We start from the raw sequence: 15,170 nt of genomic DNA on the forward strand, positions 1-15,170 counted from the left end.
GATGTATTTATCGATAGTCATTCCACTGCTCAACGAAGAAGAATCATTGCGTGAATTGCACCAATGGATTACTTCGGTGATGCAAAAAAATAATTACGCATACGAAATCTTGTTTATCGATGACGGAAGCACAGATGATTCTTGGAAAATCATAGAATCGCTTTCGGCTGAAAACCCACAAGTAAAAGGAATTCGATTTATGAGGAATTTTGGAAAATCTCAGGCGCTTCATGCCGGATTTGCCCAAGCCAAAGGCGATGTTGTGATTACCATGGATGCCGATTTGCAAGACAACCCTGAAGAAATTCCCGAACTGATAGACATGATTCAAAACCAAGGCTATGATTTGGTTTCGGGCTGGAAGAAAAAACGATACGATTCTGTGGTGACTAAAAACTTGCCTTCAAAATTGTTCAACTGGGCCGCCAGACAAACTTCGGGTGTTCAGCTCAACGATTTTAATTGCGGACTCAAAGCCTACAACCAAGAAGTGGTTAAAAACATCGAAGTTTCGGGCGAGATGCACCGTTATATTCCGGTATTGGCCAAAAATGCAGGCTTCAATAAAATTGGCGAAAAAGTAGTGCAACACCAAGCCCGTAAATACGGCGAAACCAAATTTGGCATGAACCGTTTTATCAATGGCTTTTTAGATTTAATCACGATTTGGTTTTTATCTAAATTCGGCAAAAGACCGATGCACTTATTTGGAGCTCTAGGCGTGGTGATGTTCTTGATTGGGTTTTTATCTACCGGATTTATCATCACTTTTAAACTCGTCAAACTCTACGCCGGATTCTCGACCATTTTGGTAACCGATAATCCGCTGTTTTATATTGCGCTGACTACGATGATTATAGGAACTCAGCTTTTTTTGGCGGGTTTTCTCGGAGAAATCATCTTGCGCACCAAAAACAACGAAGAACGTTATAAAATTTCTAAACAAATTAATCTGTAACAGAGCTGCCCTAGCCCCGGTTGCAGCGGCATCCTCACGCGATAGCGGGAGATACAGCGAAAAACGGGTATCAGCTCCTGAAAAATAAAAAGTTTTAAATATGAGTATTCCACAAAATATTCTAGAAGCAGCCCAACAGTGGCTTTCACCGGTTTTTGACACCGAAACACAAGCGGCCATTCAACATATGATGGCGCACAACCCTAAAGATCTTGAAGAGAGTTTTTATAAAAATTTAGAATTCGGAACCGGTGGTATGCGCGGGGTTATGGGCGTGGGCACGAACCGAATTAACCGCTATACTTTGGGCAAAAACACCCAAGGTTTGTCTGATTATATGCACCGTTCTTTTCCGGGAAAACAACTCAAAGTAGCCATTGGTTATGATTGTCGCCACAACAGCAACACGCTCGCCAAAGTAGTCGCAGATGTTTTTTCGGCCAATGGAATCAAGGTGTATTTGTTCTCAGATATGCGACCAACACCCGAATTGAGTTTTGCGCTTAAATATTTAGGATGCCAAGCGGGCATTGTGCTCACGGCTTCACACAACCCGCCGGAATACAACGGTTATAAAGTGTATTGGGAAGACGGTGGCCAACTTGTTCCGCCGCAAGATGGTGAGATTATTAAGGTAATTGAAAGTCTGCGTTATGACCAAATAAAATTTGAATCCAACCCGGATTTGATTGAATATATTGACACTGAAATTGATGCAGCTTTTAGAGCTTCATCGATTGCTAATGCGAGTTTTAATACGCCCGCTGCAGCCAAAGAAAATCTGCAAATTGTTTTTACTTCGCTGCACGGAACCTCGATCAAAGCGGTTCCGCAAACCTTGGCCGAGGCCGGATACACCAATGTGCATATAGTTCCGGAGCAAGCCGAACCCAACGGAGATTTTCCAACGGTAGTATCGCCCAACCCAGAAGAGCCTGAAGCTTTGACGATGGCTTTGGCTTTGGCCGATAAAATAGGCGGTGATATTGTGATTGGAACCGATCCGGATTGCGACCGTTTAGGTGTAGCCGTGCGCGATAATAATGGCCAACTGATTTTGCTCAACGGAAATCAAACCATGGTTTTAATGACCGCATTTTTGCTCGAACAATGGAAACGTCAAGGCAAAATTGACGGCAAACAATTCATTGGCTCAACGATTGTATCTACACCGATGATGTTGGAATTGGCCGAAGCTTATGGCGTGGCTTGTAAAGTGGGGCTCACCGGATTTAAATGGATTGCCAAATTCATCAAAGATTTACCCGAATTGAAATTCATTGGCGGTGGCGAAGAGAGTTTTGGCTTTATGGTGGGCGATGCCGTGCGCGACAAAGATGCCGTAGCCGCTACCCTACTCATTTGTGAAATTGCAGCTCAGGCTAAAGCGGCCGGAAGCTCGGTATATAAAGAACTCATCAACTTATATGTAGACCACGGTTTCTATAAAGAATACTTGGTATCGTTGACCAAAAAAGGCATTGATGGTTTGCGTGAAATCAATCAGATGATGGTGGATATGCGCGAAAATCCGGTGCAAGAAATTGCCGGAGCTCGTGTTGTAATGCTCGAAGATTACAAAAAATCAATCGCTAAAAATTTACTGACCGGCGAAGAAGAAGCGCTTAGTGTTCCGAAGTCTGACGTATTGATTTATTATACTGAAGACGGCGCCAAGATTGCGGCACGACCAAGCGGCACCGAACCTAAGATTAAATTTTATGTAAGTGTTAACGCTCCGCTCGATGCCGCTGAAAATGCACCTGTGGTTGAAGCTCAACTCGATGCCAAAATCAAAAACATTTTGACTGATTTAAACATCATTTAATGAATAATTTCAGAAAAATAATTCCTTTTATTCTGCCGTATAAAAAGTACGCTTACCTGAATATTTTGTTCAATATTTTGTATGCGTTTTTCGGGACACTATCGTTTTTAGCGCTCATGCCTATGATGGATGTCTTGTTTGGGCAATCAAACAAAATATACACAGAGCCGGTTTACAACGGATTGGGCGGACTCAAAAAATACGTTGGAGATGAGTTGAATTATTACCTGACCATGACCACCGAGCAGCACGGCATTGGCACTACGCTATCTATATTGGTAGCCGGAATCATCACGATTTTTATGCTCAAAAATCTGTGTGATTATTTGGCCATGTTTTTCATCACGTTTTTGCGCAACGGAATTCTACGTGACTTGCGCAATGCGATGTATCAAAAAACACTTGATTTGCCGCTATCATTTTTTTCAGAAAAACGCAAAGGCGATACGATTTCAAGAATTGCCAGCGATGTGAGCGAAGTACAAGCTTCGATGCTTTCAATTTTAGAACTCATTGTCAAAGAACCACTGACGATTATCTTTACGATCATTGCCATGTTTACCATCAGCGTCAAATTGACTGTTTTTGTGTTTATTTTTATTCCGGTTTCGGGTTATATCATCTCGCTCATCGGCAAACAACTCAAAAAGAAATCAACACGCGCCCAACAAGAACAAGGCGTATTTTTATCCACCATTGAAGAAACTTTAGGCGGACTCAAAGTAGTGAAAGGCTATAATGCCGAGGGATATTTCAGCAAGGTTTTTCAAAACTCAACCAACCGCTTTTTTAATTTGTCCAACAGCATTGGCAACCGACAAAATTTAGCTTCACCGATGAGTGAATTCCTGGGAATCATGGTCATCGCTATATTGCTTTGGTACGGCGGACACATGGTTTTGATTGAAAAAACACTCAAAGGAGCAGCTTTTATTACCTATATGGGATTGGCCTACAACATTCTCACTCCGGCCAAAGCGATTTCAAAAGCTTCATACGGTGTCAAGAAAGGAAACGCCGCTGCCGAACGCGTACTTGAAATATTAGATCAACCCAACCCGATTACCAGCAAAGAAAACGCGATGGTGAAAACTTCATTTGATTCAGATATTCAATTGACAAATGTTCGTTTTAAATATGCTGATGATTGGGTGTTGAAAGATTTTTCGCTTCAAGTGAAAAAAGGGCAAACCGTAGCGCTGGTGGGGCAATCAGGCAGCGGAAAAAGCACCATTGCCAATTTGCTGACCCGTTTTTATGACGTGAACGAAGGAGCAATTGCCATTGACGGAACTGACATCCGCGATTTAAACTTGTCATCGCTGCGCCATCAGATTGGTTTGGTTACCCAAGACAGTATTTTGTTTAATGACACCATCAAAGCGAATATTTCTTTGGGCAAACTCGACGCTACAGACGAAGAAATTATTGAAGCTCTCAAAGTAGCCAATGCCTACGAATTTGTCAAAGATTTACCGCAAGGCATTTATACCAATATTGGTGACAGCGGAAACAAACTCTCCGGCGGTCAAAAGCAACGTTTAAGTATTGCGCGTGCCGTGCTCAAAAATCCGCCGATTATGATTTTGGATGAAGCAACTTCGGCCTTGGATACCGAAAGCGAAAAACTCGTTCAATTGGCTTTAGAAAACATGATGCAACACCGAACTTCGATTGTGATTGCACATAGACTTTCTACGATTCAAAAAGCCGACGTGATTGTGGTGATGCAAAAAGGTGAAATTGTAGAACAAGGCAACCACGAACAACTCATGGCCAAGGGCGCAACGTATCACAAACTCGTGACGATGCAGTCGTTTGAGAGCTAGAATTATTTTGTAAGCTGATATTCGACCGATTGCCAATCTTTAGCCATTAAATCTAAATAGAAATAATGTACGCGGTCATTGCGATCAAAAGCTCCGTCTTTGTTGGTATCATCAATGGTTCTGAAATACAAACGATTTTTTGAATCGATGACTTTCCAATCAATAACTTCTTGAAAATCGGCAGAAACCTTGGTAAAACGACCGCCCGAAACATCGCTTAAATACAACGTTTGAATATCATTGGTATCTATAAGATTGTCTTTGTTGGTATCAGCATCGGCCAACAAATAAACCAAGGTTTGTTGTTTGGTTTTATCTGCTTGTGATTTGAGATAGCTGATGGATTGTATCATTACCGGCTTATCAGTCAAAGCATGCAATGAATCAGATTTTACTTCTTGAAACTTCACATTGCGCAAATATCCGGTGATTTCATTTTCGCTGTAATTCGATATTTTGGTATTTAATTGATTGCTTGATGAACCGCTGTCATATTTACTTCGGTCAGAAGCCGAAACTTCACCCATAGGAAATAATAAATATGGTGTTCCTTGAAACTGAATGGGCAGATCAGCTATTTCAACTTTAGAAGTGTCGACTTTAGGTTTTTCAACCGCTGTTGAAGGCGCTTCGTAACTCACCTTTGGAGTTTCGGTTTCTTTTTTACAACTAAAAAGCAACCCACAAACCGACGCTAAAACTATATTTAAAACAACTTTCATATCAAACTATTTAATTCAAAAGTAGCAAATAAACTACAATTTGGCCGAGATTTTAAAATTGAAAACGCGGGTAGTTAAGTAATTCGGAATTCCGTATTGGCTCTTGGTATACACATCGCGCACCCATGTATTGGTAATGGCGTTTTGGTTGTTGAACATATTGAAAATCTCAAAACCAATTGATAAATCATTGAATTTTCTAAGCCAATGTTTTTCTGGACGTTGCGGATTTTTTTCGGTAAACACATACGAGAACCCAACATCTGCACGGCGATAATCGCGCAAACGCGACTGGTAATCATACGGATCAGCATACGATGGTGAACCGCCCGGCAAACCGGTGTTGTAGACCAAATTCAGATAAATTTTTACACTCGGAAGATTGGGCATATAATCTTGAAACAAGGCTGCAAACTTGAATCGCTGATCAGTTGGTCGGGCAATATCGCCTTTACCATCTGTGTTTTCTTTGGTTTTCATATAACTGAAACTAAACCATGATTCAGTGCCCGGAACAAATTCTCCGTTGAGGCGCACATCCAAACCTTGCGCAAAAGCGGTTGCATTGTTGTTGGCCGCATAACGAATACGAACGTTGTCAATGGTATACGGATTCACATCATTCAAACCTTTGTAATAAGCCTCGGTAACCATTTTAAAAGGTCGACCCCACATTAAGAAACTGTAGTCGTTGCCTAAAACAATATGATATGATGCTTGTGCTTTTACATCGGGCAAAACCTCTCCCAATGCATTGCGCAATTCTCTATAAAACGGTGGTTGATAATACAACCCTCCGGAAATTCTAAAGAGCATATCTTTTTCCCAGTCGGGTTTGATGGCAAACTGAGCCCGCGGACTGACCACTACTTGACTTTTGCCGTTGATGTTATCGCCAGACACCTGCCATTGCTGAGCACGCAAACCTGCATTATACCATACTTGATGATTGCCTATACTGCCTTTCATGCTCCATTGCCCGTATGCTGAGAAACGATTGATCACAGCAAAATTTTTAGCACGAACATTTTGATAAGGCAACAACGGGCCAACAAAAGAATTGTATGGTTGGTCATTGGATGGAGGAACGTAGCCCGATGGTAATCTTGGCGGATTAATTGAAAAACCAGCCGAATCAATAACTTCCCATTCAATGAGGCGATCACGAATGTCTTCACGGGTATATTTGAAGCCCCATTCAACTTGGTGTTTCTTTTTGATATCGTGAAAACCTTTTACTTCGGCATTGACAATCAGCGCATCTAAATCATTGCGCGCATGGTTGAGTTGTGTTCCGATAGCGCGACTGTAGACCACATCGCCAAAAGTTTCAGAACCCAAATTTCCATCCACCTGACCCAAAGCATATTGGGCAAAAATGTCAAAATATTCTTGTTCTAAAGTATGATAAGCTGAGCCAATGAATTTTAGTGTAAATTGCTCGTTGACATTAAATACCGACTTATAGGCTCCAAATAAAGTTTGGTAACGATCTTTCTCTTGCCCTTGGTAGAAAACCTGTAAAGCAATAGGCTCGGCTATAGTTCCAAAGTTGGTCTGACGTGTGAGTGGTTGATAATCGTATTTGTTTTGTGAAATGTTACCCAAAAAACTATGCTGCCAACGCGTATTAGGCGTATAGGTAACATAGGTTTGCACATCGGCAAAAGTAGGATGATAATTGGTTTGTGTTTCTTGACTTTTAACGAGCAAACTGTTGTCACGGTAACGAACTCCGGTAATCGCTGTCCATTTTTGATTTTTTGAAACCAAATCAACCGAAGCTGCTCCGCCAAGATAACTCGCGTCGAAAGTGGCGCCAAATTTAGTTGGGCGACGGTAAGTAATATCTAAAACCGAGGACAATTTATCACCGTATTTGGCTTGAAAACCACCGGCTGAAAAATCAACATTTTGAACCAAATCAGTATTGGTAAAGCTCAAGCCTTCTTGTTGACCGGAACGAATCAAAAAAGGTCTGTAAACTTCGATTTCATTGACATAGACTAAGTTTTCGTCATAATTTCCTCCGCGAACGGCATATTGTGTACTAAGCTCGTTGTTAGAACTCACACCGGGCAATGATTTGAGCAAATTTTCAACTCCGGCATTGGCTCCGGGAATTTTTCGAATGACCTGCGGCTCAAGTGTAGTAATCCCTTGTACGCGCTTGCGATTTTTGGCGGTTACTACTACTTCGCCCATTTGCTCGGCCTTGTCGTTCATGACCACATTAAACTCGTAATCTTCATTGGGATTTAGCTGAATGTTGGCGATGGTTTTTTTAAGCGAAATATGCGTAAAAACAAGTTGAATCTTCTTTCCGGCGGGAACAGTCAATTGATAATAACCATTGGCATTGGTTTGTGTACTTTTACCTTCGGCCGAAACATTGACCTGTTCTACAGGCTGATTGTTTTCATTGAGGATAATTCCTTTTACACGAGCTGTTTGCGCAGATACCAGCGCGCTAAAAAACAGCATGAAAAGAAAGAGTTGAGATTTATCTGTTTTCAAAAGATGTTATTTTGTTGTCTTGTTCCTAAAAAAAGTCGTCTCAAAGATAGCAGAATTCCCGAGATTATCTGAAACGATTACTTTTAATTGATTGTCTCCATCAAGCATTTCGTCTTCATTAATTTGGTAGGTAATTCGATCAGATTTGTTGTCGTATTCAAACAAAACCCATTTTTCATTGAGATATCCTTTGTAGGTTTTGATTCCTGATAAATCATCTGAAATAGACAGCGAAATAGCTTTTTCACGATCTAAATTCTTGAGTGCTTTTGCATTGACTAACGCAATTTTAGGCGCTATCGTATCGGTCACTAATGTAAATCCGCCCAAGTTTTTTGTATAAGCTGAATACACATCATCCTTGCGTTTGGTGGCATTATACATTTTTTTGTTGCCGCTTAGTGAAGCTATAAAAGTTTTTTCTTTGTTGACTACAGTAGCGTCGGTTATACTGACTTTGAAGTTGCTGTGCACCGGAACAGAATCGTCATGAACGGTCATGATTTTGTTTTGCACTGAAAACTTCAGGTAAAAATCGTCATAAAAAGTTTTGGCAGGCACAAAGACTTCCATCCCATCTTTTTGATAAATATTATCGGTATCGGCTTTTAAAAAATAAGGCGTTTTTTCAGTGTAATCTTTAATGATTGCAGGTTGCGATGCGTAATCAATAGGGATAAAAACGGTGACTTGATTTTGATTGAAGTCAGAAACTTGAATTTTAAAAACTTGCGAATAACCCTGCTGAACTTGAACAATTCCGTTTTGCATATCTGATTTTAGAATACTTAAAGGAAAAGAATTTTTCATAAACAACTTTTGGTAACGTTGCTTGGTCTTTCGGAAACGTTGGAAATCTATCAAAGCATTGACATATCTGCCTTCATCAAACGACAATTGACTAAATTCATATCCAAATGAGGGGCTTCCGTTGTTGAATGCTTCGACTTTAAAAACACCATTGTTGTTGTATGATACATTGTCATAATCAGAGCAAATAAGTCCAAAACCTATTTTGCCTTGGGCATAAATCTTCTCGGCAATATAATTACCATCCTTTTGCAAAGACAGATTGATCATTATGGGCTTCTGCGACTCGTTGGCAATGCTTTCGTCACCAATGGGATAAACCATTAATCCGGAGATTAAAGGTTTTTTGGTATCAGGCAAGAAATTGTTGTAGCCAAAATAAAGCGGATTGATGATTTTCTCGGTTTTGGTATCGCGAAACTCAAAATGCAGATGTGGGCCTTCAGAACCCCCGGTGTTTCCGGAAAACGCAATCGTGTCGCCTTTTTTGACGACTAATTCACCCGGGTTCGGGAAAATCTCAACTTCAAAAGATTCATTTTTGTATTGCTCGGCACGGATGGCTTGCTCTAATTTGCCATAGCCTTTTTGCAAATGACCATAAACCGTGGTATAGCCGTTGGGATGATCAATGTAAATAGCTTTTCCGTAACCAAACGGCGAAATCTTAATCCGGGAAACATAGCCATCAGCAGTGGCATAAACCGGGAAACCTTCTTTTTGTTGGGTTCTGAAATCAAATCCGGTATGGAAGTGATTTGAGCGCAATTCACCAAAATTGCCCGCCAGTTGCATGGGTAAATCGAGCGGCGGACGAAAATAATCCTGTGGATAATTCTGAGCAAAAACAGGCGTAGAAAAAATCAAAAGTGCGAATAAATATTTCATAAAATAAAGCTTTTGGCTAAATTAGAAAAATTCCATAAACGTCTAATTTTTTTAGCATTTCATATAAACAACTAATTGACAAATGTTTATAACGCAATAATAAGGTTGCAGCAAAATTTTATGCAAAGTGTTGGTATAATTCAATCGGAATCTTAACTTTGTTCGGATTAGTAATGAACCGCCATTAATCATGAGTGAGATTGTAGAAATCATTGATAATCTTGAGCATAAGTTGCAAAAGCTGTTGTCTAAAATGGACCAGCTTGAGCAACAATCTGTACGATTGAAGCAAGAACTTGAGAAAGCACAAGGTATCGTTGATAAGCAATCACAAGAAATGAATGTACTTAAACAAAAGTGCGAATCGTTGAAAATGGCTAATTCATTGCTTGGCAGTGAAGATAATAAACGAGATACTAAACTGAAGATAAATTCATTGATTCGAGAAATCGATTATTGCATCGCCCAATTGGCTGATTAAATTTATGGATAACAAACTTAAAATCAAATTATCAATAGCCGACCGCGTATATCCGCTAACGGTAGAGCTCTCGCAAGAAGAAGGTTTGCGCAGCGCTTCAAAAAAGATTGATTTGATGATCAAACAGTTTGAAGAAAACTACGCTGTTCGTGACAAACAGGATGTTTTGGCCATGTGTGCCTTGCAATTTGCTTCTCAGCTTGAGCAAAAGCTGATGGAAAACTCCATTGACGGGACTGAAGCTATTGACCGCATCAAAAATTTAAATGCACGTTTAGACCAATATCTCAACAAAGCAAGCGAATAAGCGCAACAAAAAAACACGTTCTTATACACAGACTAAAAATACTGCCTACATTAGTTCATATTTGATAAACTCAACGCTAACAAATTAAAATGAGCGAATCGTTACTACTATGGTATGCCTTGCTTTGACTTGGAAACCTGAACAGTAAGTTAGCTCAAAACTTGTCTATACGAGTTTATACAATCACCTAATGTAGGCTTTTTTTATATAATTAATTTTTAACTAACTAATGGATATTTTAACTATACTGATTTCCGGAATTGCCGGAATTGGCGGTGGTTTCGGGGTGGCCAAAGTGCTTGAGAAAAAGAATGTCTCGAACCTGATTAAAAACGCTAAAAAAGAAGCATCCTCAATTTTAAAAGATGCAACTCAGGAAGCAGAAAACATCAAGAAAGATAAGATGCTTCAGGCCAAAGAAAAGTTCATCGAACTCAAAGCCGAACACGAACAAGTAATTTTATCGCGCGATAAAAAAATGGCTGAAGCCGAAAAACGTACGCGTGACAAAGAATCAATGGTTTCAAGTGAGTTGGCTCGAGCCAAAAAATCGGCAGATGAACTTGAAATCAAAATCAAAGAGCATCAATCTAAAATTGAAATTCTTGAGAAAAAACAACAAGAAGTTGATCGTATGCACAAAAGCCAGTTGAATCAACTTGAAGTTATTTCAGGTTTATCAGCAGACGAAGCCAAAGAGCAACTTATGGAAGGCCTTAAAACAGAGGCTAAAGCCGGAGCGATGGCCTATATTCAAGACACCTTAGAAGAAGCCAAACTCACCGCGCAACAAGAAGCCAAAAAAGTCATCATCAATACCATTCAACGCGTTGGAACTGAAGAAGCGGTAGAAAACTGCGTATCGGTATTCAACATTGAATCTGATGATGTAAAAGGTAGAATCATTGGTCGTGAAGGTCGTAACATTCGCGCCCTAGAAGCTGCAACAGGTGTTGAAATTATTGTGGACGATACACCAGAGGCGATTATTCTGTCTTGTTTTGACCCTGTTCGTAGAGAAATTGCCCGTCTGTCATTGCACAAACTAGTAACCGACGGTCGTATTCACCCAGCAAGAATTGAAGAAGTTGTAGCCAAAACAACCAAACAAATCGAAGAAGAAATTGCCGAAGTGGGCAAACGTACCGTGATTGATTTAGGCATTCACGGATTACACCCAGAACTCATCAAAGTAGTGGGTAGAATGAAATACCGCTCATCATACGGACAAAACTTATTGCAACACTCTCGTGAGGTTTCTAAGCTTTGCGGTATTATGGCTGCTGAATTAGGATTGAATGTGAAATTGGCCAAACGTGCCGGTTTGTTGCATGATATCGGAAAAGTGCCTGACACCGAAAGTGATCTTCCACACGCTTTATTGGGTATGCAATGGGCTGAGAAATACGGCGAAAAAGAAGAAGTCTGCAACGCTATTGGAGCACACCACGACGAGATTGAAATGAAATCATTGCTTTCGCCGATTGTTCAAGTTTGTGACGCTATTTCTGGAGCTCGTCCGGGCGCACGTCGTCAAGTATTGGATTCGTATATTCAACGTCTTAAAGATTTAGAACAAGTGGCTTATGGCTTTGGCGGTGTCAAAAATGCTTATGCGATTCAAGCTGGACGCGAATTGCGTGTGATTGTTGAAAGCGAAAAAGTAAATGATGACCGCGCTGCTGAACTGTCATTTGAAATTTCTCAAAAAATTCAAACAGAAATGACTTATCCGGGTCAGGTAAAAATTACAGTTATCCGCGAAACACGCGCTGTGAATATTGCCAAATAATTTTGAATCAATTCATAAAAAAAAGCACTCTTTAACCGAGTGCTTTTTTATTTAAAATATTTTCTTGAGATCTTCTAAAGTCATTGGTTTAAAGAAATAATCTTTAATCTGATCTTGATAATCCTTTGCCTTATTTAAATCGGTAATACTATTAGACGAACTAACCAAATAAATAATAGTTTGCCCGGTAGTGGATGTATTGGTAGTACACGTTTTTCTATACTCATCAAGAAATTGCCAGCCATCCATAATAGGCATGTTAATATCCAAAAGAATAAGGTCGGGCATCGAAACTCCGAGATTGACTTTCTCTCTAATTGTTTCAATGGCTTCTAATCCGTTGAGATAGAAACTGGGCTTAATATTAATATTATTTTTACTAAACAACTTCTGAATGATGAAATGAAAAACTTTATCATCATCAACAACAAAAACGTCTTTAAATTTACTATTGCTCATTGAAATAGATTTTAAAAGTAGTTCCTTCGCCAACAATACTTTGAACATCAACAGTTCCTCCCATCGCTTCGATTTGATTTTTGGTGATAAATAAACCAATACCTCTGGAATCTTTGTGCTTGTGAAAAGTTTTATACATTCCGAACAACTTCTCTCCGTGTTTTTCAAGATTAATACCTAAGCCATTATCTTGAATTTCTAATACTTTTTGATTATTGTTAGACTTAAAAGAATAACTAATTACCGGCGTTCGATCAGGATGAGCATATCGTATGGCGTTTGAGGTAAAGTTAAGAAGAATGCTTTCTAAATAAGCTGGGTTAAACAAAATTGTTTCACTTTTTTTGAGTTTATTTTTGATGATGACTTTGTTGGATTTTATTTCTTCACCCAATATATCTAGGGTTTTACCTAAAAAACTATTCAGATTGAGGTTCTCTTTTTTGTGTGAAAGCTCAGACTGAATTTCAACAAGTTCTTTCAAATGTGCTATGGTTTGCGTGAGTGCTTTTGATGAAGTTTTTAGATGCTTAAAGCTCTCATCAATAAATGCTTGGTCTGATTCATCGTCTATGATGTTGAGCAACATTTCAATATTGCTTGAATGAGATCGCAAATTGTGCGAAACAATATGGGCAAAATTGAGCAGTCTGCTGTTTTGCTTTCCGATAATACCCATGGTCTTGATCATATCCTCTTCTTTTTGCTTTTGAATAGATATATCGGTATGGGTACCAATGATACGCAGCGGATTGTTGAACGCGTCGCGCTGAATAATTTTGCCGCGACTCAAAATCCATTTGTACTCGCCGGATTGTGTCCTAACGCGCTGAGCATTTTCATAATACGGAGTCAAATTGTCAATATGCAATTGAATATCGGTTAAATAGCGTTCTTTGTCTTCAGGATGAACACGATCATCCCATAAATTAATTGAATCTGTACGATCATGCTCACCAAATTCAAGCATTTTCATAGATTGAGACGAGTAAAAAACTTTGTTGGTTTTAACATCTAAATCCCAAATTCCTTCTGAAGACGCCTGCAAGGCAAACTGAAAGCGTTCTTCTGAAAGTTTGAGCTTTGACTCTTGTTCTTTATATAAGGTAACATCTGTAATTTTTCCGTAGAAGCCAACAGTTCCGTCATCATCTGATTCAACAGTAGCAAAACCTTGATACCATCTGAGTCCTTTTTCAGGAAGCACAACTCTGAATTCATGCTTCCAGGGCTGTAGTGTTCTTTTGGCAACTTGAACCGAAGTTAAGAAAGCTTGAAAATCATCAAGATGAATTCGGCTTTTGAGAACTCTATATGCCGTTTCATGCTTTTCGTGCTGTGAAAGCTCAAAATGAGAGATTACTGATTTACTCAAAAACGGAAAAATCATGTTTCCGGTGAGATCTAAATAGAAGTGAAAAATCAAGTCGGGTGAATGCATCAACAGCTTCTTATATAAACTGTCTTTTTCTTCGAGATGTTTAAATTCCGAATAGTTGTAGGTTTTCATAGTTGAATACAAATTTAGTTGGGGCCATTTTGTATGCTTGTTTAATTAGTTGCATATTCACAACGAGTCCAAACATAAATAAAAAAATCGATTAAATGCAATTTTTATCGTCAAATTACACAAAATCGTTTATTTTTAACACTATATGTAAGTTTTATCTTTATTTTTTGTTTCGAGGATGGAATTGATGCACAATTTGGGTAAGGTGACGTCTATCAAGATGAACATAAACTTCGGTAGTGGTTATAGACTCATGCCCAAGCATCATTTGAATCGAGCGTAAATCAGCGCCGTTTTCAAGTAAATGTGTGGCAAATGAGTGCCTAAAGGTATGTGGGCTAATGTTCTTTTCTAAGCTAATCAAGCCGGCCAAATCTCGAATAATAGTAAAAATCATAGCTCGAGTAAGTTTATTACCTCGTCTATTGAGAAATAAAATATCTTCAGAACCTTTTTTTACCGTTAATTGTGACCGAATTTGAAGCCGATACCATTCAATATACTTTTGAGTAGTTTGCCCAATGGGAACAAAACGTTGTTTATTACCCTTTCCGGTAACTTTAATAAAGCCTTCATCAAAAAATAAATCAGAAATTTTTAGTTCAATAAGCTCTGATACGCGTAATCCACAACCATAAAGCGATTCTAAAATTGCTCTATTGCGCTCGCCTTCGGGTTTACTTAGATCAATAGCTGAAATCAAAGCGTCAATTTCTGAAATAGATAAAACATCAGGAAGTTTACGTCCAATACGCGGCGCTTCAATCAAAGCTAATGGGTCATCAGACCGGTAATCTTCAAAAATGAGATAAGAAAAAAAACTTTTTAAACCCGAGATAATTCTAGCTTGCGAACGAGCATTGAGTTCTTTTGAAATTTGATAAATAAATTGCTGAATAATTTCTGGTGTGACTTGAATTGGACTCACATCAAAATGATTCGCTTTAAGAAAATCACAAAGCCTAAGCACATCAAAAGTATAGTTATCAATGGTATTTGCTGATAAACCGCGCTCAATCTTTAAATATGACTTATAATGACTTAAATAGGTATTCCAATTCATCCTACC

General features: G+C 39.1%; 12 protein-coding genes. 6 read left to right on the forward strand and 6 right to left on the reverse strand.

Annotation, left to right across the window (positions count from 1 at the left end):
• Window position 1 precedes the first annotated feature (1 nt).
• The 3 genes from KIH23_RS09125 to KIH23_RS09135 all read left to right on the forward strand — a co-directional run bounded on the left by KIH23_RS09125 (window position 2) and on the right by KIH23_RS09135 (window position 4,615).
• Window positions 2-958, forward strand: a complete 957-nt coding sequence (locus KIH23_RS09125; protein WP_213213173.1) for a glycosyltransferase family 2 protein — start codon at window positions 2-4, stop codon at window positions 956-958.
• A gap of 100 nt (window positions 959-1,058) precedes the next feature.
• Window positions 1,059-2,786, forward strand: coding sequence for a phospho-sugar mutase (locus tag KIH23_RS09130; RefSeq protein WP_213213174.1), 1,728 nt, complete (start codon window positions 1,059-1,061; stop codon window positions 2,784-2,786).
• Entirely contained in the window at window positions 2,786-4,615 is a 1,830-nt protein-coding gene (locus KIH23_RS09135) for an ABC transporter ATP-binding protein (RefSeq protein WP_213213175.1), read from the forward strand. The genes KIH23_RS09130 and KIH23_RS09135 overlap by 1 nt, the downstream gene beginning before the upstream one ends.
• A 2-nt stretch (window positions 4,616-4,617) precedes the next feature.
• On the opposite strand, the gene KIH23_RS09140 is transcribed toward KIH23_RS09135, so the two are convergent.
• The 3 genes from KIH23_RS09140 to KIH23_RS09150 are packed head-to-tail and all read right to left on the reverse strand — an operon-like array spanning window position 4,618 to window position 9,552.
• The gene (locus KIH23_RS09140; RefSeq protein ID WP_213213176.1) at window positions 4,618-5,337 is read right to left on the reverse strand and encodes a hypothetical protein; all 720 of its coding nucleotides are present in this window, start codon (window positions 5,335-5,337) and stop codon (window positions 4,618-4,620) included.
• A gap of 33 nt (window positions 5,338-5,370) precedes the next feature.
• Complete coding sequence (locus KIH23_RS09145; RefSeq protein ID WP_213213177.1) at window positions 5,371-7,821, reverse strand: carboxypeptidase-like regulatory domain-containing protein; 2,451 nt, start codon at window positions 7,819-7,821, stop codon at window positions 5,371-5,373.
• 39 nt (window positions 7,822-7,860) lie between these two features.
• Window positions 7,861-9,552: a M23 family metallopeptidase gene (locus tag KIH23_RS09150; protein WP_213213178.1), complete on the reverse strand. Its 1,692-nt coding sequence runs from the start codon at window positions 9,550-9,552 to the stop codon at window positions 7,861-7,863.
• Window positions 9,553-9,742: 190 nt separating this feature from the next.
• Here KIH23_RS09150 and KIH23_RS09155 point away from each other — a divergent pair, with 190 nt between their 5' ends.
• The 3 genes from KIH23_RS09155 to rny all read left to right on the forward strand — a co-directional run bounded on the left by KIH23_RS09155 (window position 9,743) and on the right by rny (window position 12,132).
• Window positions 9,743-10,033, forward strand: a complete 291-nt coding sequence (locus tag KIH23_RS09155; protein WP_213213179.1) for a hypothetical protein — start codon at window positions 9,743-9,745, stop codon at window positions 10,031-10,033.
• A gap of 4 nt (window positions 10,034-10,037) precedes the next feature.
• The gene (locus tag KIH23_RS09160; protein ID WP_213213180.1) at window positions 10,038-10,340 is read left to right on the forward strand and encodes a cell division protein ZapA; all 303 of its coding nucleotides are present in this window, start codon (window positions 10,038-10,040) and stop codon (window positions 10,338-10,340) included.
• A 229-nt stretch (window positions 10,341-10,569) separates the two neighbouring features.
• Window positions 10,570-12,132: a ribonuclease Y gene (gene rny / locus KIH23_RS09165; protein WP_213213181.1), complete on the forward strand. Its 1,563-nt coding sequence runs from the start codon at window positions 10,570-10,572 to the stop codon at window positions 12,130-12,132.
• Between the two features lie 51 nt (window positions 12,133-12,183).
• Here the strand turns inward: rny and KIH23_RS09170 are convergent, their stop codons facing one another.
• From KIH23_RS09170 to xerD, 3 genes are all read right to left on the reverse strand, one after another.
• Window positions 12,184-12,591 (reverse strand): response regulator, encoded by a 408-nt coding sequence (locus KIH23_RS09170; RefSeq protein WP_213213182.1) that lies wholly within the window; start codon window positions 12,589-12,591, stop codon window positions 12,184-12,186.
• Complete coding sequence (locus KIH23_RS09175; RefSeq protein WP_213213183.1) at window positions 12,581-14,101, reverse strand: sensor histidine kinase; 1,521 nt, start codon at window positions 14,099-14,101, stop codon at window positions 12,581-12,583. The genes KIH23_RS09170 and KIH23_RS09175 overlap by 11 nt, the downstream gene beginning before the upstream one ends.
• A 160-nt stretch (window positions 14,102-14,261) precedes the next feature.
• Window positions 14,262-15,164, reverse strand: a complete 903-nt coding sequence (gene xerD / locus KIH23_RS09180) for a site-specific tyrosine recombinase XerD (protein WP_213213184.1) — start codon at window positions 15,162-15,164, stop codon at window positions 14,262-14,264.
• Window positions 15,165-15,170: the final 6 nt, after the last annotated feature.

The sequence above is a fragment of the Flavobacterium sp. CYK-55 genome (assembly GCF_018413465.1).
Taxonomy (GTDB): domain Bacteria; phylum Bacteroidota; class Bacteroidia; order Flavobacteriales; family Flavobacteriaceae; genus Flavobacterium.